Origin of the sequence: Streptomyces sp. NPDC091972, from assembly GCF_044756385.1 — a bacterium.
GTDB lineage: Bacteria > Actinomycetota > Actinomycetes > Streptomycetales > Streptomycetaceae > Streptomyces.
The window spans coordinates 147,475-171,811 of record NZ_JBIVSV010000014.1 but is presented as its reverse complement, the minus strand read 5'-3'; the positions used below and the strand labels follow the sequence as shown (position 1 = coordinate 171,811).

Here is a 24,337-nt window from a genome sequence, read left to right as displayed (position 1 = left end):
CCTCGTCGCGGGTGTCACGGGGAAGGGGGTGTGCAGGCGCGGTCGTCGAGGCCGCGCAGTGCCTTCGCGACCGCTTCGCCGATACGGGCGATGGGTTCGGGTTCGGTCATCTCGTAGTGGCCGCAGGGCACGCGGTGGTCGTGGAGGGTTCCGTCGACGTGGGGCCGCCAGCTGTCGGCCTTGCCGGGCAGCACCGCCAGGTCCGTCGGGTGTTCGGTGTGCTGCTCCTCGGCTGCGCTGAAGAACAGCACGTCACCGCGGTAGGTGCCCGGGGCGAACTGGGGTGCGATGCGCAGGTTGTTGCGCATGACGGCGGCGATGGCGGCGGCCTCCTCACGGGTGACGGGGACGCTCGCCGGGTCGGCGGCGACACGGGCGTCGATCCGGTCCAGGACGGTCGTCACGGGCGCACCGTCGACGTCGAGTCCGGCCACCCTGGACAGCAGGGCCGCGACCTGGCGTTCCACGGCGTCGGCGTCGTGGGCGGTGCCGTGCGGCTGGGGCGCGTCGAGCATGGCGAGGAGTTCGACCCGTTCGCCGTCGCCTTGCAGGGCGCAGGCCATGGCGTGGGCGACGAATCCGCCGTAGGACCAGCCCAGCAGCCGGTACGGGCCGCGGGGTTGCACCTGGCGTATCAGGTCGAGGTAGTGGGCGACCATGGCGGCGGCGTCCGGGGCGGGCGGCCGGGTGCCGTCGAGGCCGGCGGCCTGGATGCCGTAGACGGGCTGGTCGCCGCCGAGGTGGGGCAGCAGGCCCGTGTAGCGCCAGGCGACCCCCGCGCCGGGGTGGACGCAGAACAGCGGGGTGGCGGTACCGTCGGCGCGCAGCGGCAGCAGCGGGCCGAGCGCGGAGGAGGTGACCTCCGCCCTGTCCTCGGGCTGTCCGGCCGCGGCTAGGACTCCGGCCACGGTGGGCGCGGCCAGCAGGGTAGCCGCCGGGACGTCGAGGACACCGGTCTGGCGCATCCGGCCGGCCAGCAGTACGGCGCGCATCGAGTCGCCGCCGAGGTCGAAGAAGTTGTCGTGCACGCCGATGCCACCGATGCCGAGGGTCTCCTCCCAGAGCCGGGTCACCTCCCGTTCGCGGTCGTCGCGGGGCGGTACGTGCTCGGTCGTCAGCCGGGGCCGGGGTGCGAGGCCGGGGTCGGCCACTGTCGTGGCGTCGTCGGTGGTGGAGGGCTCCGTCCGGGCGCCGGGCGCGTCGATCCAGTGGCGGTGGCGCTCGAAGGCGTACGGCGGCAGCGGCACCCGTCGGGGTGCGCCAGGCACCGGGGGGAGGGCGCTGTCCACGCCCGCGCTCCACAGCCGGCCCAGCGCTTCGGAGAGGACGAACCCGTCGGACGCCTCGGCCTTGGCGTGGCGCATGGTGGTCACCGTCACCGGTGCCTGGTCGGTGAGGCGGCCGGTGGCGAGCTTGGTCAGGGTGTCGCCGGGGCCGATCTCCACGAGGACGGGGTGCAGCCGGTCCCAGAGGGCGGTGATGCCGTCGGCGAACCGCACGGTGTCGCGGGTGTGGGCGAGCCAGTGCTTGACGGAGGTGGCCTGGGCGTCGGTGACCCAGGTGCCGGTGACGTTGGTGACGTACGGGATGCGCGGCGGGCGCAGGGTGACCTGGCGCAGGTGCGTCTCGTAGGCCGGCAGGACCGGGTCCAGGACGTGGGAGTGGGCCGCGACGGGGATGCGCAGGCGGCGGAACGGGATGCCGCGGCGGGTGAGTTCGGCCTCGAAGCGGGTGACGGCGTCGAGGTGCCCGGCGACGGTGCAGGCGGTGGGGCCGTTGACGGCGGCGAGGGACAGGTCGGTGTCGAGCAGGGGCCGGATGTGTTCGGCCGGGGCGGCGACGCCGACGGTGGCTCCGCCGGCGGAGCTGATGAGCCGGATGCGTTCGGTGACCAGGGGCAGCATGTCGGCGAGGTCGATGACGCCGGCCAGGCAGGCGGCCGTGTACTCGCCGAGCGAGTGGCCGATCAGCGCGTCGGGGCGCACGCCCGACTCCATGAGCGTGCGGGCCAGGGCGTACTCGGTGACGACCAGCCCGAGGAAGGCGGAGGTGTCGTCGGGCCGCTGCTCCTCGAAGAGGGCGGTGCGCAGGTCGGCGCCGAGGACGGGCCGCAGGATGCGGGCGCACTCGTCGACGGTGTCACGGTAGACAGCCTGGTCGCGGTACAGCTCCTTGCCCATGCCCGGGTACTGGGTGCCGCCGCCGGGCAGCAGGAACGCCACGCGGGCCGGGTCGTCGGCGAGCGGCGGGGTGGCCGGGGCCGCGGAGCGCAGCGCGTCCAGGGCCTCCTCGCGGGTGGCCGCCGTGACGGTGAGCCGGTGGCGCAGTGCGGGCCGGTCGGTGCGCAGGGAGTGGGCCACGTCGTCCAGGCGCAGCTCGGGGCGGCGTTCGAGGTGCCGGGCGAGTGCCGCGGCCTGGCCGCGCAGGGCGCCGGCGGTGCGCGCCGACAGCGGCAGCACCAGGCGGCGGCCGTCGTGGGGCGGGCGCGGCGGGGCGGCGGGGGTGCGGGGGGCTTCCTCCAGGATGACGTGGGCGTTGGTGCCGCCGATGCCGAAGGCGCTGACGGCCGCCCGGCGGGGGTGGTCGCTCTCGGGCCACTCCTCCAGCGCGGTGGGCACCCGGAAGGGGCTCGTGTCGAAGTCGATGAGCGGGTTGGGGCGCTCGAAGTGCAGGTTCGGCGGGATCTGCCGGTGCTCCAGGGCCAGGACGGCCTTGATGAGTCCGGCGATGCCGGCGGCGGCTCCGAGGTGGCCGATGTTGGTCTTGACCGAGCCGAGCGCGCAGAACCCGGTGCGGTCCGTGCTGTGCCGGAAGGCCTCGGTCAGGGCGGACACCTCGATGGGGTCGCCGAGTTTGGTGGCGGTGCCGTGCGCCTCGATCAGGCCGATGGTGGCGGCGTCGACCTCGGCCTGGGCCTGCGCGGCGAGGATGACCTCGGTCTGTCCGGCGGCGCTGGGGGCGCTGAACCCGACCTTGCGCCGGCCGTCGTTGTTGACGGCGCTGCCGCGGATGACGGCGCGGATGCGGTCGCCGTCTGCGAGGGCGTCCTCGAGCCGCTTGAGCACGACGGCTCCCACGCCGTCGCCGGAGGAGGTGCCGGCGGCGTCCGCGGCGAAGGCACGGCAGTGTCCGTCGGGTGAGAAGGGTCCGTCGGGTACGTGCCGGTAGCCCAGTACGGCGGAGGGGTTGAGGGAGACGGCGGCGGCGAGCGCGGTGTCGCAGCGGTGGTCGAGCAGGTCCTGGCAGGCGGTGTGCACGGCGACCAGCGCGGTGGAGCAGGCGGTCTGCAGGGAGACGCTGGGGCCGGTGAGGCCCAGTTCGTAGGAGACGCGGGTGGCGAGGGTGCCGAGGGAGTTGGCGGTGGCGGCGTGGACGAGCGCCACCGAGCCGGGCTGTCCGGCGTAGCGGGGGTGGACGTGGGCGGGGTAGTAGCGGCTGTCGCCCGCCCCCGCGTACACGCCGAACGCCTCCCCCGCGCGGTCGCCGCCGAGGCAGCCGGCGTCCTCCAGGGCGTGGTAGGCCGTCTCCAGCAGCAGCCGCTGCTGGGGGTCGACGACGGCGGCCTCGGCGGGGCTGTAGCCGAAGAAGCCGGAGTCGAAGCGGTCGATGCCCTCGACGACGGACGCCATGCGGATCAGTTCCGGGTCGTCGAGGTCGCGGGGGTCGCCGCCGGCGGCGAGGAACTCCTCGTCGGTGACGGGCCGTACGGACTCCCGGCCGGCCGCGAGGTTGTCCCAGAAGGCGTCGAGGTCGTCGGCGCCGGGGAAGCGGCCCGCCATGCCGATGACGGCGACTGCGGGCAGGTCGTCGTCGAGGGGTGCGGTGGTGTCGTGCACGGCCTGTGCCTCGTCCTCTCCCGGTTCGGTGGTGTACGGGGTGTCGTCGGTCCGCTCAGGCATGACCGCGGTCCCTGCCCTGGCGGGCGGTGCGGCGGGCGCGGGCCGCACGTTGCCGGCGGGCCTGTTCCCGGGCGCGGTCCAGGCCGTCGCCGGTCTCCGGCCGGGCGGCCTCCTCGGCACCGGTGACGGGGCTCGCACCGGTGGCCGACAGGTGGCGGGCCAGGTCGCGGACGGTGGGGTGTGCGAACAGGTCGACGACCGACAGTTCGCTGCCGAAGGCGCGGTTGACGGAGCTCTGCGCGGTGACCAGGAGCAGGGAGTTGCCGCCCAGGTCGAAGAAGTTGTCGTCCAGGCCCACTTGGTCGCGGTCCAGGACCTCGCGCCACACCTGGGCCAGCCGGGTCTCCAGGCGCCGCAGGTCCTCTTCCGCCTCGGGCCCGCCCGGGTCAGCGCTGGTGCCCGCGGAGCGCAGCGTCCACGTGTCGTCGGACAGGCCGGCCGCCTGTGCGATGCCTGCCGCGGCCCGGTACAGGGCGCCCAGGTCGGTGCCGTCCTCCAGTCCGACGCGAGCGGCCAGGCGCCGGGTCTGGCGAGCGGGGGCCACGACGTGGCTGCGCACCCAGGGGGCGGTGCGGTCGGCACCGATCAGCAGGTGGGGTGCGTCCAGGGTGCGGGCGAAGTCGAACGAGCGCAGCGCGGCGGGCGTGTCGAGCAGCCGGTAGCCCCGGGCCTCGGTGAGGGCGGTGAGACCGTAGCCGCGGCTCATGCCGCGCTCGCGCCACATGCTCCAGGCCAGCGACTGCGCGGGCAGGCCGAGGCTGCGGCGGTACTCGGCGAGGGCGTCGAGGCAGGCGTTGGCGGCGGCGTAGGCGGCGTTCATGGCGCCGCCGAAGAAGCCGTTGACCGAGGAGAAGGTGACGAAGGAGACGTCAGGGTGGTCGGCGGTGATCCGGTGCAACGTCCACGCACCGCGCACCTTCGCGTCCAGCGCCCGGCGCCAGGTGGGCGTGTCCAGGTCGCGCACGGGGCGTTCGACGAGCGTCCCGGCCAGGTGCAGCACTGACGTCAGGGGCACGCCCCAGGCTTCGGCGGCGGCCTCGACGGCGGCCCGCACCTGGTCTTCGTCGGTGACGTCGGCGCGGGTGTAGCGGACCTCTCCGCGTTCGCGCAGCCCCGGCAGGGCGCCGGCTTCCTCCTCCCCGGTGCGTCCGATGACGAGCAGCCGGGTGCCGGGGGTGCGCAGCAGGTGGGCGGCGATCTCGGTGCCGACCCCGCCGAGGCCGCCCGTGAGCAGGGTAAAGCCGTCGTGCGCGGGCGGCTCGACGCGGGCGGGGGTCTCGGGCAGGGCGGCGAGGCGGCGTACGTAGCGGTGTCCGTCGCGGTAGGCGACGTCCACGCCGTCGTCGGTGTACGTCGTCTCGGCCACCAGGACGGGGAGCGGGTCCGTGGCGTCGTCGGCGGGCAGGTCGAGGTGGCGGGCCCGCAGCGCAGCGGACTCCTCGGCCAGCGACTTCAGCAGGGCCGCTGCCATGGCGTGCGCCGGTGCGGGCCGGTCATCGGGGCGCACGGCCTGGGCGCCGGCCGAGACGTACACCAGGTCCACGGGTCGCTGCGGGCCGGGCCGGTCGGCGAGGGCCCGGGCGAACGCCAGCAGCCGCTCGACGCCGGTCGTGTCGTCCGGTGCCGCCGGCGGCTCGCCCGTGCCGCGGAGGCCGTCGAGGTGCAGGACGGCGTCGACGGGCCGCTCGTCGTCCGCCAACCGGCTCAGCAGCGCGGCGTGGTCGGCGGTCTCCAGGGGCCGGACCCGGTAGTGGGCGGCGTCCAGCCGCTCGTACGCGGCCGCCTCCTCGACCACCGTGCACAGGCCGCCCGCCGAGCGCAGCGCGTCGGCGAGCCGCTCGGCAAGCGCACCGGCCCGCGGATCGCCGCCCGCCAGGACGAGGGTGTGCCGGCCCGGCGTCATGGCGGGGGCGTGGGGGCGTTCCGTCCGCTGCCACACCGGGCGCAGGAACCAGTCGGGGACGGTGGCCGCGGTGCCCAGCAGCACCTGGGTGCGGCGGACCTCGTCGTCGAAGTCGCCCGCCTCGAAGCTCTTGCGCAGCTTGGTGCGCTGGATCTTGCCGATCTCCGTCTTGGGGACGGCGTCCCGCGCCACCGGGATGAGGAAGGCCGGGCTGACGCCGATCTCCCGGGTGACCTTGCCGGCGATCTCGCGCAGGGCGCGGGCCGGGTCGGCGTCGGCCTCGGGGGTGAGGTGGAGGAACAGGGCGAGTTCGTCGGTGGGCGAGGCGGGGTCGGTGCGCACCGCGACCGCGGCCGTGAAACTCCGCTCCGCGTACGGGAGTTCCTCGACGCAGGCTTCGATCTCGTGGCTGTAGTGGTTGACGCCGTTGACGATGATGACGTCCTTGGCGCGGCCGGTGATGTAGAGCTCGCCGTCGCGCAGGAACGCCAGGTCGCCGGTGTCGAACCAGCCGTCGTCGGTGAACGCCTCCGCGTTGGCGGCCGGGTTGTCGTGGTAGCCGCCGGTCACCGAGGTGCCGCGGACCTGGAAGCGGCCCGCCTCTCCCTCGGGCAGGACGGTGCCCTGTTCGTCGACGACCCGCATGGCGAAGCCGGGGTAGGGGCGTCCGCAGCTCACGAACACGCCCTCGTCGGGGACCGGTTGGGCGGGCAGGACGGCGTCGGTGACCACGGAGCAGGTCTCGGACATGCCCCAGCCGGGGTGCATCACGTCCTGGGGCAGGCCGAAGGGCTTCAGCGCGTGCAGGAAGCCGCGGGCCGCCGAGGCGACGACGACCTCGCCGGCGTTCATCACCAGCCGCATCGGCGACAGGTCCCAGTTCCGGCCGGTGAAGCGGTGGGACTGTTCGGCCAGGAGTCCGAAGGCGAAGTTGGGCGCCCAGGTGACGGTGACCCGGTGCCGGTCGGCGAGGTCCATCCAGCGCAGCGGGTCCTGCAAGATCCAGGGGGTCGGGGCGTGGATCTGGCGGCAGCCCAGGTACACGTCACGCAGGTGGAACATGACCACGCCGGTGACGTGGTCGAGGGGGATCCAGTTCAGGGAGACGTCGTCGGTGCCGAGGCCGTTGAGCTGCTCGGTGGCGGCCGAGCGGGTCAGCACGTTGCGGTGGGTGAGGCGTACCGCCTTGGGCAGGCCGGTGCTGCCGGACGTCATCAGCATCAGCATCAGGTCGTCGGGCCGGGCGGGGTGCCAGTCGTGGTCCTCGGGCGCCTCGCGCAGCGCGTCGGCCGTGGTGATGCGCGGGCCGGGCCAGTCCTGCCGGGCGGCGACCGCCCGCAGCCCGGCCTCGCGTCCGGCGGAGCTGACGATCCAGGGCCGGCCGAGCATCCGCCAGATGCCCTTCAGCTTGGTCAGCGCCGCGGAGGGGGTGTCGTAGGAGGCGGGGACGGTCAGCGGGACGGCGACGAAGCCGCCGAGGACGCAGCCCCACAGCACCGCGAGGAAGTCCTCGGTGACGTCGCACTGGAGGATGACCTGGTCGCCCGGGCGCAGGCCCGCCCGGCGCAGACCGGCGAGGACGCGGGACGCCTCGGGGATCAGGGAGGCGTAGGTGCGCCGGTGCTCGCTGCCGTCGGCGTGGACGTGGACGATGTCGCCCTTCTCCAGGGCGGCGGCGCGGCGCAGGGCCTCGGCCCAGCTCGGCACGGACGGCTCGGTGAGCGCGGGGCCCTCGCTGACGGCGGGGACGGCGCGGGCGGGCGCGGGCCGGGTGGCGGGGGCGGCTTCAGCGGGGCGGTCGGGCCGGCCGGCGTGGCGCCGGGCGAGTTCGTCGGGGACGTTCTCCACCGCCACGTCGACGGTGGTGACGCCGGGCAGCTCGGCCAGCCGCTCCCGCCACGTCCCGGCCGCGGTCACGTCCACGGTGGGCAGGGCATCCAACGCCGCGCTGTCGACGCTGCCGTCCTCGCCGCGGGGCAGGACGTTGACCGCCGTGACGCGGACGGAGCCGTGGCCCTGGCGCTCCAGGAGCTCCTCGACGCGTTCGGCGGCGTCCGGCCGGCCGGGCACGACGTACAGGCGGGCGGGGGCGTCGCCGTGGCCGGGCAGCACGTGGGCGTCGCGGATGCCGGGCACGGACCGGGCCGCTTCCACCAGGCCCGCTGCGTCGGCCGTGGCCGGGGCGGGGGTGCGCGCGCCGAGCGCGGGCAACTGCCCGAGGCGGACGCCCGGGTCGATGCTCACCGTGCGCAGGACGTCGTGCAGGGCGCGGGCGAACGCCTCGGCCGTTGCCGCGTCGTAGAGGTCGGTGGCGTACTCGACGTGCAGCGTCAACCCGTCGGGGGCCCCCGCGGCATCGTGGCGCTGAAGGACGTCCACGAACAGGTCGAACTTGGCGGTGCCGGTGGCGGTGGGCCGCAACCGGGTGCGGGTGCCGTCGAGTTCGAGGACGGCGGGCGTGTTGTTCTGCAGGGCCAGCATCACCTGGAACAGGGGGTGCCTGCCGGGCGTGCGGGGCGGGTTGAGGTCTTCCACCAGCCGGTCGAAGGGCAGGTCCTGGTGGTCCAGGGCGGCCAGGTCGGCGGTGCGCAGCCGGGCGAGGAGGTCCCCGAAGGCGGGGTCGCCGGAGGTGTCGGCGCGCAGCACCAGGGTGTTGGTGATCAGGCCGATCAGGGGGTCGAGGCCGGGTTCGGTGCGGCCGGCGACGGGGGTGCCGAGGACGATGTCCTCACCGGCGCCGCAGCGGGTGAGCAGGGCGCTGACGGCGGCGTGCAGCACCATGAACAGGCTGGCGCCCTCGCGGTCGGCCAGGCGCAGCAGCGCACGGTGCAGGTCGGTGTCGACGGCGACTTCGACGTGCGCACCCTTCCCGCGCGGTGCGGTGGGACGCGGCCGGTCGCCGGGCAGGGTGCACTCCGCGGGCACGCCGTCCAGCGCGGTGCGCCAGTGGGCGGTGAGCCGCTCCAGTCGGCCCGGGCCGTCGGGCCCGGGCGCGAGCAGGGCACGCTGCCACAGCGCGTAGTCGGCGTACTGCACCGTCAGCGGCGTCCACCGCGGTGCCCGGCCGGCCCGGCGGGCCGCGTAGGCGGCGGACAGGTCGGCTGCGAAGGGGGCCAGCGACCAGCCGTCGGCGGCGCTGTGGTGCAGCACGAACAGCAGGACCTGGTCGTTGCCGGTCCCCAACAGCCAGGCCGCCAGGGGGCTTTCCGCCGTCAGGTCGAAGCGGCGGCGCGAGGCGGCCTGGACGTGGGCGGCGATCTCCGCGGCGGGGCAGTCGACGCGCCGCAGCACCGGAGCCAGCTCTCCGGGCGCCAGGATGCGCTGGCAGGCCGTCCCGTCCTGCTCGGCGATCACGGTGCGCAGGCTCTCGTGCCGGTCGGCCAGGTCCCCGAGCGCGGCCTGGAGTGCCTCGCTGTCCAGGCCGGCTCCGACGGGGACGATGAGCGGGATGTGGTAGGTGGCGGCGCCCTCGTCGAGCCGGTTCAGGAACCACATGCGTTCCTGCGCGAAGGACAGCGGCACCCGCTGCGGGCGGGCGACGGCGCCGAGGACGGGCCGGGGCGGGGTGCCCTGCGTGCCCGCGGCCAGGCGTTCGGCGAGCGCGGCCGGGGTCGGCGTCTCGAACAGGGCGGTGATGGGGATCTCCGCACCGGTTCGCTGCCGCAGCCGGGCCAGCAGCCGGGTGGCGAGCAGCGAGTCGCCGCCCAGGTCGAAGAAGCCTGCGTCCACGCCGACGGACTCGCGCGGCAGGTTCAGCACGTCCTCGAACAGGGCGCACACCAGGCTCTGCTGCGGTGTCGCGGGCCGGGTGCCGGACGCGGCGGCGGTGAAGTCGGGGTCGGGCAGGGCTTGCACGTCGAGCTTGCCGTTGGCGGTCAGCGGCAGGGCGTCCACCAGGACGCAGGCGGCCGGGACCATGTGCTCGGGCAGGTGCGCGGCGGCATGGGTGCGCAGGCCGGCGGGGTCCGCGGGGGCGTCGCCGGAGGGGACGGTGTAGGCGACCAGGTGCAGGGCGCCGTTGCCGGCGCGGCGGGGCACGACGGCGGCGCGGGCGACCCCGGGGTGGGCGGCCAGGACGGCCTCGATCTCGCCGGGCTCGACGCGGAAGCCGCGCAGCTGTATCTGGGCGTCGGCGCGGCCCATGTAGTCGAGGGTGCCGTCGGGGCGGCGCCGGGCCAGGTCGCCCGAGCGGTACATGCGGGTGCCGGGCGGGCTGTAGGGGTCGTCGAGGAAGCGTTCCGCGGTCTGCTCGGGGCGGTTCAGGTAACCGGGGGCGACGCCGGCGCCGGAGACGTACATCTCCCCCGTCGCGCCGGGCGGCACCGGGCGTCCCTCGGCGTCCAGCAGATGCACCCGCAGGTCGGCGAGCGGCCGGCCGATGACGCTGACGCGGCGCGCATCGTCCAGGTCGGCCGCGGTGAGGCGGTGGTGGGTGACGTGCACGGTGGTCTCGGTGATGCCGTACATGTTCACCAGGGCCGGGCGGTCGAGGCCGTGCCGTTCGGCCCAGGGACGCAGCCGCGCCGGGCGCAGGGCCTCCCCGCCGAACACGACGTAGCGCAACGCCCCGCTGCCGCGGCCGTGTTCGAGGTCGGCGTCGACGAGCTGCTCGAACGCGGACGGCGTCTGGTTGAGGACGGTCACGCCCTCGCGGTGCAGCAGGTCGAGGAAGTCGCGCGGCGAGCGGCTGACGGCGTAGGGCACGACGACGATCCGGCCGCCGTGCAGCAGGGCGCCCCACATCTCCCACACGGAGAAGTCGAAGGCGTAGGAGTGGAAGAGCGTCCACACGTCGTCGGCCCGGAAGTCGAAGTGCTCGGCCGCGGCGGCGAAGAGGCGTACGACGTTGGCGTGCGGCACGGGCACGCCCTTGGGGCGGCCGGTGGAGCCGGAGGTGTGGATGATGTACGCGGTGCCGGACGGGCTGAGCGGGCCGTGCCGTTCGGTGTCGGTCAGGTCGGTGCCGGGGCGGCGGGCGAGATCCGCGGCCACCTGGGGGTCGTCCAGCAGCAGGGCGGGGACGGCGTCCTGGGCGAGGTGGGCGTGGGCGTGTTCGGTGACGAGGACGACGGGGGCCGCGTCCTCGACGACCAGCCGCAGCCGTGCGGCCGGCTGACCGGGGTCCAGGGGCAGGTAGGCGGCGCCGGTCTTGAGGACGGCCAGCAGGGCGGGCAGCAGCCGGATGCCGCGCTCCAGGGCGAGCGCCACGACCCGGCCGGGCCCGGCGCCGTGCTCGGTCAGCAGCCGGGCGATCCGGTTGGCCTCGGCGTTGAGCTCGGCGTAGGTGAGCCGTTCGTCGCCGTGGCTGACGGCCGTGCGCTCCGGTCCTGCCGCCGCCCGCTCCTCGAACAGCTCCGCGAGGGTCCGCTCGACCGGATACGTGTGCGCGGGTGTGTCGCGGGGGTGTTCGCCCGGCAGCAGGATGTCCAGATCGCCCAGCGGCGTCTCCGGTCCCGCTCCGGTCAGTTGACGCAGCAGGGTGAGGAACCGGTCGCGGTGCAGCGCGAGTTCGTCCTCCTCGTACAGGGCGGGGTTGGCGTCGAAGGCCAGCCACAGTCCGCCTCCGCGGGGCCCGGGGCGCACCGAGACCTGGAGGTCGTCGACGGCACCGCCGGACAGGTGGTGCCAGGTGGTGGGGTGTCCGCCGAAGACGGGGGACTCGTCGAACGGGACGATGTTCAGCACCGGCCCGTAGAGGCGGCGCCCGGTGCCCAGCAGGCCCAGGTCGCGGCGGAGGAACTCGCCGCGGTAGCGCTGGTGGCGGCGCAGGTCCCGGAGTTCATCGGCGACGGCCCGGGCCAACTCCGCTACACCGATTGCGGGTTCGGCTGCCACGCGCAGCGGCAGGACGTCGGAGGCGGTGCCGGGGGTGCGCAGGGCGGCGCTGCCCAGCCGGCTCATCGTGGCCATGCCCAGCACCAGGTCGCGGGCGCCGGTCATCCGGTGCAGGTAGGCGGCGGTGGCCGCGGTCAGCAGGTCGGTGCGCTGGACCCCGAGGCGGGCGGCCGCGGTGTCCAGGGCAGCGGTCTCGGCCGGCGTCAACTCGGCGGTGCGGCGCAGGAATGGCGCGGTGGGCGGCGCCGTGCGGGAGGTGAGCCGGGCCGGCTCGGGCAGGTCGGCCAGGCGCTGCGCCCAGTGGTCACGGTCACGGGCGAAGCGCTCGGAGGCGACGTAGGCCGCTTCCTCCTCCTGGAGTCGGCGCACCGGCGCGAAGGCGCAGGGCTCCGGTTCCCGGCCCTCCGCCAGCGCGTTGTAGGTCTCGGCGAGGCGGCGCCCCAGGAGCTTGTAGCTGTAGCCGTCCAGGAGCAGGTGATGGGCCCTCAGCAGCCACAGGTGGCGGTCCTCGGCGAGGGTCAGCAGGGTGTGCGCGAACAGGGGGCCCTTCTCCGGGTCCACCGGGGTCGCGAGGTCGGCGCGGACGTACTCCCACGCGGCGGCCTCCGGATCGGCGGCGCCGCTGACGTCGGCCCGGTTCAGGCTCCAGTCGTCCGCGTCCGGCGCCGGGTGGCAGCGGGGGCCGTCGTCGGTGTCGGCGAACCGCAGGGCGAAGGTGTCGGCCTCGGCGACGACGCGCCGCAGCGCGCTCTCGAACAGGGCGGTGTCCAGGGGCCCGTGGATCTCCACGGCCTCCGCGGTGTTGTACGCGGCACTGTCCGGTGCGAGCCGTCCTGCGTACCAGAGGCCCTCCTGGGCTCCGGACAGCGGTCGACGTGCGTCCTCCTGGAGTGACATAGCGCAACCCTCACGTGGCAAGCCGAAGATGTCCCGGACGGCGAAGGCCCGGCCGGATCGGACGGGTGCGGCCACCCCGTGTCGCACGCCTGACGTACGCCGGGCGCGACCCGCGGGGAGCGACTGAGGCCGCACACCGGGGACAGGGCGATCACGCCGTCTGCCCCGGTTTCACGGCACAGCACGTTGAGGCACCCGCGCAGGCCGGGTCAAGGCGAACCGGCCCGGCGGCCGTCGTTTCAGGGATTTCCCTGAAATCCACGGGACCGGGGAGTGTGCGCCGTGACTCAACTTCTAGGGAAATCACGCGACTTCCCCGCACGCCGCGCTCCGGGCTGGATTCGGCCGCGTTCCTCCGTGCACCCTCGAAAGGCCCCCGACCTCCTCGCGGACCACCGCGGCGGCAGACCTGTCCCGGGGCCGTGGACTTCCGGAACGAACGACGGAAAGAAGGCTGACGGCATGCACCGTGCGCTGTGTCCGGTCGAGACGCTCTACGTGGGCCAGAGAAGCAGGGCGGTGCTGTCCTGCACCCTGCGCGGACCGGTGGACGTCTTGGCACTGTCGGCCGCGTTCGACGCCACGACCGAGGCGAACCCGCCGCTGCGCTCCCGCATCGAACAGGACGGCTCCGGCCACGTGTTGCGCGTCCTCGACGCCGACGCGCGGCCCCGGTTGATCACCCGGACCGGCGACGCGGACGAGGCTTATGCGACGGAGCTGAACCGGCCGCTGCCGCTCGGAGGCCCCCTCAGCCGCGCCGTCCTGGTCAGCGCCCCGGACGGGGACAGCCATCTGTTCGTGCTGGTGATCGACCACACGATCACCGACGGCCACAGCAGCATCGCGCTGCACAATGCCCTGTGGGACCGCTACCGCCAGTCGGTCGAGGGGAGCACCGGCGAGAGCGTCGATCCGGAGGGCCCCCGCTGGCCGGAGCCGGTAAGCCGTCTGCTGCCCCCGGTCGACGACGCCGACACGGCCAAGTACCTCGACGGCCGCCTGGAGGAGATACGACGCCACCCGGTCGAACTGGTCCCCTACGACGCCGTCCCCGGCGAGGGGGCCGACGCCGGCGGGCACATCGAGGTCCACAGGCTGACCCTGGACGCGGACCGCACCTCGCGCCTGCGCCGGACGGCGCGGGCCTCGGGCGTCTCGGTGCACGCGTTGATCTCCGCGACCCTTCTGGTGACGGCGCGACGGCGGCTGCCGGGGGACGAAGGAGCCCGCACTCTCGGCTGCCTCTCCCCCGTCGACCTGCGCTCGCGGCTGTCCCCGCCGCTGCCCGCCTCCGCCTTGGTGCCCGCGGTCACCACCCACCTGCAGACCCTTCAGGTGTCCACGACCTCGCAGCCGCTGGAGGTGGCCCGTGCCGTGCACGCCCGCCTCGGCGACTTCCTCAACCGCGGCGACCACGTGCACGAGATGCGCATCACGCCGGAGATCCCCCGCAATCCCGCCCTGCAACTGGCCACGGTGATCGCCACCAACATGGGCGTGGTCCCGGGCCCGCGACTGCCTGAAGGACTGCGCGCCGTCGACGTACGACTGGTCCCGGGCCGCGAGAACTACTTCCCGCAGGCGGGTCGCAGCCCCGTCATGGCCTGCGTCGTCTCCTTCGAGGGCCGGCTCAGCATCGAGTTCCCGCACTCGACCGCCTGCTACAGCCCGGACTTCATGAGGGCGTTCCGCGACGACGTGCGCGCCGGGCTCCTGGCCTTCACGGACGCCGCCGAACCCGGGCACGCCCTGACTGCCGCCGGCTGAGCACGAGCCCGTCCGTCCTCTCCCTCCCCCACCCGCCCGGCCGTGTAAGGAACCTCTGTCCGTCATGACGACCGTCAGCGAACTCCCCTCCCCCCTCACGCTGCTCCCCCGAGCCCAGGCGGGCGACGAGGACGCGATGAACCACCTGCTGACCGCCATCACGCCCTACGTCGCACGCATCTGCCGGTCCATCACCCACGACGACGGCGCCGACGCCACGCAGGAGGCGCTGCTCGCCGTCTACCGCGGCCTGGGATCCCTGCGCGAACCGGCGGCGTTCTACGGCTGGGTGCGCTCCGTGACGGTCCGGGAGGCCGTCCGCACCGCCAGGCGCTACGGCGCGGAGAACTGCTGCTCCGAGGTGGAGGCGCAGCAGGAGACCAATCCCATGGACGCGGTGTACATCAGCGACGTGCTGGAGCGCCTGTCGCGGGCGCACCGGCAGATCCTCACCCTGCGTGCCTACGGGCTGAACGAAGAGGAGATGGCCGAGGTGCTCGCCCTGCCCGTCGGCACCGTCCGTTCCCGTCTCTTCCGTGCCCGGCGCCGGTTCCAGGAGGCCTGGCAGCCCTCGGCGGCGTGAGGCCGGGCCGGGTCCGTTCGGGCCGATACGACGGCGGCCGTGGCGGTGCTTCCGCCACGGCCGCCGTGCGGGGCCCGTCAGGCCCCGTTCCGCACTAGCGCACGCGTTCGGGGAGGACACGCGGGGGCCACTGCCCCGCGGCGAACATGCCCAGGGCGTGGGCCCGCGCCACGAGAGCGGGCCGGTTGGGCGCGTCGAAACGCCGCAGCATCTGCCCGACGCGGTACTCGATGCCCTGGCGGCTCAGATACAGACGGGAGGCCATCTGCACCGTGGACTCACCACTCGCCACACCCTCCAGGACCTGCGCGTCGAGGGCGCTGAGCACGGGCCCGCCCGTGCCCGCTTCGGCCGACCGGCGCAGGAGGACGACGACACCGACCAACCCACCCGAGGGCTGTCTGACGGCGATGGCGGTGATATCGGCAGCGAAATTACGGCCATCGCCGTCCCGGCCGGTCACCTTCTCCTTGAATCTCCGGCTGCGCCCCGAGGAAAGCGCGGTGAATTGTTTCCGCAAAAGGCCCGGGGCCGGGGAACGGAGCAGTTCGAGCAGCCCGCGTCCGCAGATGTCGTCGGCACTCAGGCCGAATTGGCGGGCGAATTCGGGTTCCGCGGCGGTGACCGTGAGGTCCCGCGGGGACAGGTGGGCCGTACAGGCGGCCGCCGGGGTGACGTGGTCCGGTGCGGCGGTCAGGCCGCGGCGGACCGGGACAGCCGTAGCTGCGGTCTTCTTCCTGCTGGGCGAGGCGTCGGGGAAACTCGTGGTCGCCACGGACGTACCGTCCTTCTTCCTGCACGTGGGGGGCTGGGAAGGGTGGAGCGGACGCGGAGCGGACCGATGCGCTGTGCCTGGGTGTCGACGAGCGCCCGGTGACGGCACGCGCCACCTCGTCGGTGGCCCGGTGCCGGGGATCCGCGTCGTTCCGGGCCGGAGGTGGGCTCCGGAACAGGGGTCGGTTCAGGTGAGCGGAGGGAGCGGTGCCGAGGCGACCGTCATCCGGGGCTGCCGGGCAACGTTGTCATGACGGCTCTTCGAGCCCGGGCCGCGGTCCCGTCCACGGGCAGCCGGAGGGCCGGGCGGGTGAGCCGTAAGTCCTGCCATGACGAGGAGCCCGTTCGGGCGGTGGGGAGCACGAAAACCTCCACGCGGCGAAGAGGGGATCGCTTGAAGCGTTCGATGGAACCGCCATCGAGATTAAAGGGCGACAACCCCTGAGACAAGAGTTTGCCAGGTGACCTGGGCAACTCGTCAACTCTTGTGCGGGCGGGCGGAATTCGGGCCCGGAGAACCCCCGTCTCCCACAATCGGGGCGGCCGGACGTCACCCACCCGGAATGCGCTTGCCCCCCCGCAGCAAACAGGTTGTCGCCTCTTGCGGCGCTCCCTAAAGTGCTGACAACTCACGTGCCCGACCGGGCAAACGGAACCACGGATACCGTGCCGACCGGGCCACCGAACCCGAGGAGGGAGATGCTCGACCAGCCGCAGTTCGGCCGTCGGCTCAAAAGACTCCGGACCGCACGCGGCCTGAGCCAGGCCGACGTCGTCGGCGACGACATGTCGACGGGACACCTGTCACGCCTGGAATCCGGAGACCGGCGACCCACCGAACGCACCGTCGCCTACCTCGCCCACCGCCTCGGGGTCGACGCTTCGGCCCTGACCGGCCAGGCGGACGGCACCTCCCTGAGCGGAGCGCTGGCCGCCGCGGCCTCGGCTCCGCCCGGGACGGACGGCACCGCGGCGCTCGGCCGCGCGGTCGAGGAGGACGCCTGCGAGGATCCCGCCGCCCGCTGGCATGCCCTGTGGCTGCTCAGCCAGGCCGCCGGCCGCGACGGCGACCATCGACGGGAACGCACCCATCTGCTGCAACTCCTGTCGCTGAGCCGGACGTTGGACGCCCCGGACCTCCTCACCCGCTCGCTGGTCCGCCACGCGCGCTGCGCACGTGCCCTCGGCGACATGCGTACGGCGGAGTCGGCGGCGGCGGAGGCCTTCTCCGTCGCCCGCACCGCGCACCTGTGTGTGCCCGACACGCTGGCCGCCCTGCTGGAGCTGATCAGCATCGAGACGGACCTCGGCCGGTGGGAGGCGGCCTCGCAGCACGTCGACGAGCTGGACCGAGATCTGCTGCCCCGGGCCTCCGCCGTGCAGGCGGCCGAGGCCCTGTGGACGGCCGCCGTGGTCAGCAGCCGCAAGGGCGACGACGCGGCCGCCCTCGCCCGGCTGGACACAGCCCTCGACCTGCTCAAGGGCGGCCAGGACGACCTGACCGTGTGGGCCCGGCTGCGGACCACCGCCACCGCCACAGCCCTGCAGATGTCACCACCCCGGGTGGCCGCCGCAGAGAGGTGGCTGACAGAGGCCGCCTCCGTCCTCGACCTGATCGGCACACCCGCACAACTCCAGGAACTGCACGCCCTCCAGGCTCATCTCGCCTTCGCACAGGGCCGGTTCGAGGACGCCGCCCAGCTGAGCCGGGCCGTGCTGTCCGAGGAGGAGCTGCGTCTCCCCTACCGTGACCGGGTGCGGCTGTCGGTCCTCGACGGCCGGCTGGCGATCCACGCGGGCCGGGTCGAGGAAGGCGTCGCCGCGCTCCAGCAGCTCGCACGACAGGCCACGCAGTCAAGGCACGTCGACCTCGCCGCCCATGTCTGGCAGGTGCTGGCCACCACGCTGGCTGCGGGCCTCCACCCCTCGGGGGCGGGCCCCTGTCCGACAGGGCCCGGCTGAACGGGCGCGGGGCGGGCGGTGAGTGGGCAGGCGGTGAGTGGGCGAGACCTTCGCCCCGACGGGCGGAACAGCCACTTTGAGCCCCCCGGGAAAGGCGTGACGACGGGGCTACAGCTCACCGGGGCGCCAAGCCTGGACATCACCCCCGACCCGCCCGGAGTGTCGCAGCCGAACTGGTCAGCCATGGCGGGGCCGACGTCTCGGCCTGCCGCCGCACGGACTCTCCGGCACACTGGATCGCATGGAGGAGACGGACCGGCAGCTCGGTGAACGGCTGGAGAAGGCCATCATGAGCCTGCTGGAGCGCCGCGCCGACACTGCGTCCATCTGTCCGTCCGACGCGGCGCGCGCAGTCTACGAGGGTGACGACGACGGCTGGCGGGCCCTGATGGAGCCGGCCCGCCGAGCGGCCTGGCGTCTGGTGAACGACGGCGAGGTCGAGGTGACGCAGGGCGGCCGGCCCGTCGCGGAGACGGAGACGCGCGGCCCCATCCGCATCCGGCGCGCCCGTCGGTAGGGCCAGCGTGGCGCCTTCCGAACGCCGCACACGGCGCTGCTACGGCGTGAAGACCTCGTCGAGGCGGTCGATGGCGCCGTCGGCACCGAGGTGGTAGGTGAACACGAGCCCCGAGTTCGGGTGCGCCTCCAGCCAGTCGAGGAACTCCTGCACCCCGATGTGCTGGTTCTCGGTGCTCTCCACGATGGGGGTGGTCACGGTGACGTACGCGGCCTGGTCCATCGGGATGAACGTCTCCTTGCCGACCGTCTCGAACGGCGCGCCGTCGGAGTCAGGAGATCCGCAGCCCCAGTTGCCGTGCTTGACGATCAGACTGAGAAATCCTCCCTCGGGGGTGTAGCGGTAAACCGCTATCTCGTCGGGGGAGATCGGCATCTTGTGGTCACAGCCGTCGTCGGCGACGCCCTCCGCGGTCGGCGACACGGAAACGGGAGCCTTGGACGCGACTGGAACGGCGACGGGCGTCTTGGCGGCGCTGCTCGGTCCTGAAGACGCAGTGGCGCCCGGAGTTTCGCTCGGCGCGCCGGAAGCTGTTCCCTTGCCGCCGGCGCCCGCCGCCTTCGTCGGGCTCGTGTCGGCGCCCGAACCCGCTGCGTCTCCCTTGCCGTTGCAGCCGGTGAGGAGCAACGCGCCAGCCACGCAGGCTCCCAGTACGGCCGTCCCGACAACGCTCGGTCTGCGCCGGCTCTTCTTCGACGTCACGTTCATGCTGTGTCCCCCCTGTTGTCCCAGTTCTCGGTGTGCCTCGACGGCTCGTCGCAGAGGACGACTTTCGGCCGCCGCCAGTTGCACGTCCGCGTGAGTTGTTCACGCATCACCGCTCGTGCAACGGACATCGGTAGATCCCGCATGCCGCCCTCGCGCCTGACCTTGGCCAGTTTTCGACTGCTGACCCTAGCGTGACAGCGCGGTCGTGTGTCACTGCCCCGTGGCCCCGACCGTGCCGTGGACACCGTCTACGTGCGGCGCTCGTGCAGTGCTACGGCCAGCGGGGTCGCCGTGAACATCGAGGAGTACGTCCCCACCGCGAAGCCGATCAGAAGGGCCAGGGCGAAGTCGGTCAGGGTGTCCCCGCCGAGGACGGCCAGTGCGGTGAGGATGAACACGGCGCCCATACCGGTGTTGACGGTGCGGGGCAGGGTCTGAAGAAGGGCCTGGTTGGCGACACGTGCGAATGGTCCCCTGTCCGCGCGGCGGCCCAGTTCCCTGATCCGGTCGAAGACGACGACGGAGTCGTTGACGGAGTACCCGATGACGGTCAGCAGCGCGGCCAGGAACACGCCGTCGACGGGCTTGCCCAGCCAGGCGAACACGCCGACGAGGATCACCACGTCATGAGCGAGCGTGACGACCGCGGAGCTGCCCAGCAGCCAGCGGAAACGTGCCGCGAGGTAGACGAGCTGGGCGCCGAGGGCGACGGCGAGGGCGATAACGGCGCCGTGGCGCAGCTCCTCGCCGAGGCTCGGTCCGATCGCCTCGTCGCGGATCTTCTCGGCCCCGGGCGCCACGTCGGTGACGGTGGCGGTGACGGCCGCCGCTTGGGTGTTGCTCAGGTGGGGGGTGCGGACGGTGAGTCGGTGTTCGCCGGAGGTCTGGACGACGGCCTGGGAGAATCCGGCGTCGGCGAGCGCATCACGGGCTCGGTCGGCGTCGGCGGGGGCGGCCGTGGTGTAGGAGAAGAGGCGGCCGCCGGTGAACTCCACGCCGAGGTCAAGACCGCGCATGGCAATGCCGGAGGCGGCCAGGACCAGGGCCACCGCCGAGACCGCCAGCCACCGGCGCGGATGGCGCATCAGGTTCGGGCTCGTGCGGATGAGGTGTTGGCGCACGAGGCCGTTGTGGGCGATGCCGGTGAGGCGGGGGCGGCGACGCGGACCGGGGCGGCCGACGGCGAGGTCGGCGAGTGCCCGGGTGATGACCAGAGCGCTCAGCATGGAGGCGAGGACGCCGATGCCCAGCGTGACACCGAACCCGCGCACCGGCCCGGAGGCCAGGAAGAACAGCAGGCCCGCTGCGATGAGGGTGGTGATGTTGGAGTCGGCGATCGCGCTGAGGGCCCCGCGGAATCCGGCGCTCAGGGCCGACCGTGGAGTGCGGCGGTGCCCAGCCGCGTACTCCTCGCGGGCGCGTTCAAAAACGAGCACGTTGGCGTCGACCGCCATGCCGATGGCCAGCACGAAGCCGGCGAGGCCGGGCAGGGTCAGGGTGGCGCCGAGGGCTGCGAGGACCGCGTAGGAGATGAGGCCGTAGCAGGCCAGGGCCACGGTGGCCAGGAAGCCCATGAGCCGGTAGACGGCGATGATGAACAGCGAGGTCACTGCCGTACCGATACCGGCGGCCCAGGCGCTGGCCGTGATGGCTTCGGCTCCCAGACTGGGGCCGACGGTGCGCTGCTCGATGGTCTCCACCGGCACGGGCAGGGCTCCGCCGTTGATGAGCAGGGCCAGCTCCTTCGCCTCGCTGTCGTCGAAGGTGCCGGTGATCTGGGTGGAGCCGCCGCTGATGCCGGACCGGCAGGCGACGGACGGGTCGACCTGCGGCGAAGAGATGATCTTGTCGTCCAGGACGATGGCGACCCGGCGGCCCGGGTCTCCGACCGGGTGGCAGGCGGCCTCCCCCGTCAGCCGGGCCCACCCGGTCTCCCCCGACCCCCTGAAGTCGACGGTGACGTGCCAGCCGGCACCGCCCTGCTGATCGAAGCGGGCGGCTGCCTTCTCGACGTCCTCGCCGGTCAGCGAGGCCGCCCGGAGCCGCAGTCGGTTGCCGGACTCGTCGGCCATCACCTGCTCGCGGGCCCGTTTGGGCAACGGAGCCGGCAGGTCGTCGGCGGGGGCCGCCGTGCCGAGCACCTGGTGGAAGGTGAGCTGCGCGGTGCGGCCGAGCACGTCGGCCGCCTCCCGGGGATCCTGCAGGCCGGGCAGCTCGACGATGATCCGGTCGCTGCCGGATCGGGCGATGGTGGGCTCGGCGACACCAAGGGCGTCGATACGGCCGCGCAGCACCTCCACGGTCCGGTCCGTGGCGTCCGAGTCGGCGTCGGAGTCGTTGGGGCGGGTCTCCAGCACGATCTGGGTACCGCCCCGCAGATCGAGTCCGAGGTGGACGGGCACGGTGAGGGCGACGTACAGCGACAGGACGACGGCGGCCAGGGCGATCAAGCCTCTGATGCGCGCGGATCGGTTCACAACGGGCCTCCGGCAGGCACACCGCGGCCGCCACAGTGGCCGCGGCAGGAAAGGAAGTCGAGAAGGAGGAGACGGACGGGGCTCAGTTGCCGGAAGGCGAGGGTGGTGCCCGCACCCCGTGACGGTGTGCCGGATCCTCCGACACGGGTGGGTCGCCCTCCTCGGCCGGAGGCTGCGCGGGCCACAACGGATCGGCCTCGAAACCGGATGAGGCGCCCTGGGCGGAGACCGGTGGTGCGTGACGCTCGCCGACGACCTCCCCCTGGCCCCGCACCGCGGCGGCGGAAACAGCCGGGTCCGCACTCTCCGCGTAGGACTCGCCGTGCGTCGCCCGGGCCTCGGCCGCGAGCACCGGGCCACCGCCGGCGCGGAGTTGCTCGTGGAATTGCTCCACGCCCGGGACGGACAGACCGATCAGCGTGATGACGACGGCGAGCAGGACGCCCGGCACGGCCGAGCCCAGGCAGCGCATTCGTGAAACGGCACGCGCGGAAGGGTGCCCGGCATGGCGCGCGGAGCAATGCTCGAAACGTCGCTCGGAGCGGGCCATCCCCTCCCCCTTCCAAATCGGTGACGACCTGCCGGTGACGGCCTGCCAGTTACTCCCCGCCGACAGCCACCCGAGATCCGAGCGACGGCCCCTCTGCTCAGGCTTCGACGAGGCCGGCGCGGATCGCGTAGCGGGTGAGCTCCAACCGGTCGCGCAGCCCCAGCTTGCGCAGCAGGTTCTCCCGATGCCGGTGGACGGTCTTGATGCTGATGAAGAGGATCTCGGCGATCTCCTTGGAGGAGTGGCCCTCGGCCACGAGCTTGAGGACCTCCTCCTCCCGCGCGGTCAGCACCTGTTCGGGCGGCTCCTCGCCGTTGCGAACGCGGTCGAGGTAGCTGCGGATCAGCGCGCTGACCGCTCCCGGATACAGGAACGGCTCGTCACGCATCGCGGCACGGCAGGCCGCCACGAGGTCGCGGTCGGCCACGGATTTCAGCACGTATCCGCTGGCTCCTGCCTTCAGGGCCTGGAAGAAGTACTGCTCGTTGTCATGCATGGTCAGCATCAGCACGCGCACACCCGGCTTCAGCGTGACGAGGTCGCGGGTGGCCTGCAGGCCGGTCATCCGGGGCATGGCGATGTCCATCACGGCCAGGTCGACCTCGTGGGTGCGGGCCAGTTCGACGGCCTCCGCCCCGTCCCCGGCCTCGGCGACCACCTCGAGGTCCGGCTCCCGGTCGAGGATGAGCCGTACGCCGCGACGTACCAGCGCGTGGTCGTCGGCGAGGAGGATACGGATCACGGATGTGTGGGGCGTGGTCATGGCTGCTTCCTGTGGGGCACGACGAGCCGGACCGTCGTACCGGCCCGCGGGTGGGAGGTGATGTCCAGCGTGGCCCCGATCAGCAGGGCCCGCTCGCGCATTCCGCGGATACCGGCCCCCTCGCGGACGGCTTCGGTGCCGCCGCCGTCGTCGGCGACGGCCAGGACCACCGCCTCGCCGGTACGGTGCAGGCTCACCTCGACCTGGCCGGCGTCCGCGTGACGGGCGGCGTTGGTCAGGGCTTCCTGGGCGACGCGGTACAGGACCAGTTCCGTCTGCTGGTCCAGCGCGGGCAGACCGGTGTCGAAGCGGCGCACCACCCGCAGCCCCACATGGGTCGCGAACTCACTGGTCAGCGAGGTCAGGGCGCTGACCAGCCCGAGGTCCTCCAGCACGCCCGGCCGCAGTCGACGTACCAGGCGGCGCACCTCGTCCAGGCTCGCCCGGGTGATCTCCTGCACCTGCCGCAGTTCACCGCGCAACGGCTGGTCCGCCTCGTCGGCGGCCCGCTCCAGTGACAGCAGGATCGCGGTCATGCTCTGCCCCACCTCGTCGTGCAGTTCCTGTGCGATACGGCGTCGTTCCGCCTCCTGGGCGAACAGGGCGCGGGCGCTGCTGGAGGCCCGCTCGTGCTCGAGGCGTTCGAGCATGGCGTTGAAGGTTCGGATCAGTTCGGCGGTCTCGCCCCGGCCCCCTTCCGGCAGCCGGTGTCCGGGGCGCAGCAGATCGACGGTGGTCATCAGCCGGGTGAGCCGGTCGAGCGGGGCGAGGCCGATGCGGAGCAGGGCCGCGTTGGCGACCAGCATGACGGCCAGCCCGGACACGAGGATGATCGCCTCGGTCAGCACCACCGGCACGGAGACGGTCACCGGCGCCCACAGCAGCAGCGCGGTGGCGCTTCCCAGCACTACCGCGTTGAGCGCGAAGATCCGCCAGAACAGGGACACCGGGATGACGCCTTTCCGTGTGTGACGCGGCCATGCCTCTACTGTCGGTCACCGCGCACCCCGAGCTTGAGCTGCGTTCACTGGTTCTGACCGGCCTGCACTCCAGGCTGCCCGCCGCCCGCTCCGCCGTCGATGGGCTCCAATGCCCATTTCCGGGCCCGGCCGGCAGGCACCGCCATGGGTTCCGGCCCGCGGTGCGATGGGCTCCCGGCGCGCACCGCGACACGTTCGGGTCACACCGCGACCGGCCCGGGCCATGCCACAGATGGGTATCGCGCCCGATGGGTTTTCCGCGGTGACGCGGCCACGGTGGAGGCATGAACAGCCCTACGTGACCGCACCTCGCCCCGACGACTCCCTGCCGACCCGGACTGCACCGGAAGAAGGACCTGCCATGTCGCTCGACACGCCCCAGACCGAAACCCGTCGTGAACGGCTGACGGCGCACGAGGCCCTCCAGCGCCTCGAACAGGAACGCGCCTCCCGGCTCACCCAGTTGCGCGCCGTCGACGAGGCCGGCTCCGACGCGGAGGAACAGGTGATGTCCACGCAGAAGGACACCATCCGGCGAGTCCTCGCCGAGGTCGAGGCCGCCTTCGCCCGCGTCCAGGACGGCACCTACGGCATCTGCCGCACCTGCTCCAGGCCCATCCCCGTCGAGCGTCTGGAAATCCTGCCCTACACGCCGTACTGCGTCCCCTGCCAGCGCAACGCCGCCTGACAGGCACTCCTTCGACCCCTTTCCCGCCCTG

General features: G+C 73.4%; 13 protein-coding genes. 5 read left to right on the top strand and 8 right to left on the bottom strand.

What is annotated here, in order from left to right:
* Nucleotides 1-14 precede the first annotated feature (14 nt).
* Both ACIQJT_RS33715 and ACIQJT_RS33710 read right to left on the bottom strand, forming a co-directional pair.
* Nucleotides 15-3,899: a type I polyketide synthase gene (locus ACIQJT_RS33715; RefSeq protein ID WP_402649597.1), complete on the bottom strand. Its 3,885-nt coding sequence runs from the start codon at nucleotides 3,897-3,899 to the stop codon at nucleotides 15-17.
* On the bottom strand, nucleotides 3,892-12,534 hold the full coding sequence (locus ACIQJT_RS33710) for an amino acid adenylation domain-containing protein (protein ID WP_402649596.1): 8,643 nt from the start codon (nucleotides 12,532-12,534) through the stop codon (nucleotides 3,892-3,894). Before ACIQJT_RS33710 ends, ACIQJT_RS33715 begins: the two co-directional genes overlap by 8 nt.
* 462 nt (nucleotides 12,535-12,996) lie before the next feature.
* Here ACIQJT_RS33710 and ACIQJT_RS33705 point away from each other — a divergent pair, with 462 nt between their 5' ends.
* A complete protein-coding gene (locus ACIQJT_RS33705; protein WP_402649595.1) occupies nucleotides 12,997-14,304 on the top strand; it encodes a protein kinase in 1,308 nt (435 codons plus the stop codon).
* 64 nt (nucleotides 14,305-14,368) lie between these two features.
* On the top strand, nucleotides 14,369-14,887 hold the full coding sequence (locus ACIQJT_RS33700) for an RNA polymerase sigma factor (protein ID WP_402649594.1): 519 nt from the start codon (nucleotides 14,369-14,371) through the stop codon (nucleotides 14,885-14,887).
* A gap of 94 nt (nucleotides 14,888-14,981) precedes the next feature.
* Here ACIQJT_RS33700 and ACIQJT_RS33695 read toward each other — a convergent pair whose 3' ends face one another.
* Nucleotides 14,982-15,662, bottom strand: coding sequence for a PAS domain-containing protein (locus ACIQJT_RS33695; protein ID WP_402649593.1), 681 nt, complete (start codon nucleotides 15,660-15,662; stop codon nucleotides 14,982-14,984).
* A 698-nt stretch (nucleotides 15,663-16,360) separates the two neighbouring features.
* On the opposite strand from ACIQJT_RS33695, the gene ACIQJT_RS33690 reads away from it, so the two are divergent.
* Together ACIQJT_RS33690 and ACIQJT_RS33685 are read left to right on the top strand one after the other, a co-directional pair.
* Nucleotides 16,361-17,623, top strand: coding sequence for a helix-turn-helix domain-containing protein (locus tag ACIQJT_RS33690; protein WP_402649592.1), 1,263 nt, complete (start codon nucleotides 16,361-16,363; stop codon nucleotides 17,621-17,623).
* A 241-nt stretch (nucleotides 17,624-17,864) separates the two neighbouring features.
* Nucleotides 17,865-18,140 (top strand): DUF3253 domain-containing protein, encoded by a 276-nt coding sequence (locus ACIQJT_RS33685; protein WP_402649591.1) that lies wholly within the window; start codon nucleotides 17,865-17,867, stop codon nucleotides 18,138-18,140.
* A gap of 39 nt (nucleotides 18,141-18,179) precedes the next feature.
* Here the strand turns inward: ACIQJT_RS33685 and ACIQJT_RS33680 are convergent, their stop codons facing one another.
* From ACIQJT_RS33680 to ACIQJT_RS33660, 5 genes are all read right to left on the bottom strand, one after another.
* On the bottom strand, nucleotides 18,180-18,563 hold the full coding sequence (locus ACIQJT_RS33680) for a hypothetical protein (RefSeq protein WP_402649590.1): 384 nt from the start codon (nucleotides 18,561-18,563) through the stop codon (nucleotides 18,180-18,182).
* 533 nt (nucleotides 18,564-19,096) lie between these two features.
* Nucleotides 19,097-21,325: a protein translocase subunit SecD gene (gene secD / locus ACIQJT_RS33675; protein WP_402649589.1), complete on the bottom strand. Its 2,229-nt coding sequence runs from the start codon at nucleotides 21,323-21,325 to the stop codon at nucleotides 19,097-19,099.
* Nucleotides 21,326-21,407: 82 nt separating this feature from the next.
* The gene (locus tag ACIQJT_RS33670; protein WP_402649588.1) at nucleotides 21,408-21,875 is read right to left on the bottom strand and encodes a hypothetical protein; all 468 of its coding nucleotides are present in this window, start codon (nucleotides 21,873-21,875) and stop codon (nucleotides 21,408-21,410) included.
* Between the two features lie 97 nt (nucleotides 21,876-21,972).
* Nucleotides 21,973-22,638, bottom strand: coding sequence for a response regulator transcription factor (locus ACIQJT_RS33665; protein WP_365459828.1), 666 nt, complete (start codon nucleotides 22,636-22,638; stop codon nucleotides 21,973-21,975).
* A complete protein-coding gene (locus ACIQJT_RS33660; protein WP_402649587.1) occupies nucleotides 22,635-23,585 on the bottom strand; it encodes a HAMP domain-containing sensor histidine kinase in 951 nt (316 codons plus the stop codon). The genes ACIQJT_RS33665 and ACIQJT_RS33660 overlap by 4 nt, the downstream gene beginning before the upstream one ends.
* Nucleotides 23,586-23,979: 394 nt before the next feature.
* On the opposite strand from ACIQJT_RS33660, the gene ACIQJT_RS33655 reads away from it, so the two are divergent.
* Nucleotides 23,980-24,306, top strand: coding sequence for a TraR/DksA family transcriptional regulator (locus ACIQJT_RS33655; protein WP_402649586.1), 327 nt, complete (start codon nucleotides 23,980-23,982; stop codon nucleotides 24,304-24,306).
* The last annotated feature ends 31 nt before the right edge of the window (nucleotides 24,307-24,337 follow it).

Bases quoted from the DNA above. Each gene is read 5' to 3' on its own strand.
- ACIQJT_RS33715 (WP_402649597.1), bottom strand. From the start codon at position 3,899: ATGCCTGAGCGGACCGACGACACCCCGTACACCACCGAACCGGGAGAG.
- ACIQJT_RS33665 (WP_365459828.1), bottom strand. From the start codon at position 22,638: ATGACCACGCCCCACACATCCGTGATCCGTATCCTCCTCGCCGACGAC.
- ACIQJT_RS33705 (WP_402649595.1), top strand. From the start codon at position 12,997: ATGCACCGTGCGCTGTGTCCGGTCGAGACGCTCTACGTGGGCCAGAGA.
- ACIQJT_RS33710 (WP_402649596.1), bottom strand. From the start codon at position 12,534: ATGTCACTCCAGGAGGACGCACGTCGACCGCTGTCCGGAGCCCAGGAG.
- ACIQJT_RS33700 (WP_402649594.1), top strand. From the start codon at position 14,369: ATGACGACCGTCAGCGAACTCCCCTCCCCCCTCACGCTGCTCCCCCGA.
- ACIQJT_RS33655 (WP_402649586.1), top strand. From the start codon at position 23,980: ATGTCGCTCGACACGCCCCAGACCGAAACCCGTCGTGAACGGCTGACG.
- ACIQJT_RS33670 (WP_402649588.1), bottom strand. From the start codon at position 21,875: ATGGCCCGCTCCGAGCGACGTTTCGAGCATTGCTCCGCGCGCCATGCC.
- ACIQJT_RS33685 (WP_402649591.1), top strand. From the start codon at position 17,865: ATGGAGGAGACGGACCGGCAGCTCGGTGAACGGCTGGAGAAGGCCATC.
- ACIQJT_RS33690 (WP_402649592.1), top strand. From the start codon at position 16,361: ATGCTCGACCAGCCGCAGTTCGGCCGTCGGCTCAAAAGACTCCGGACC.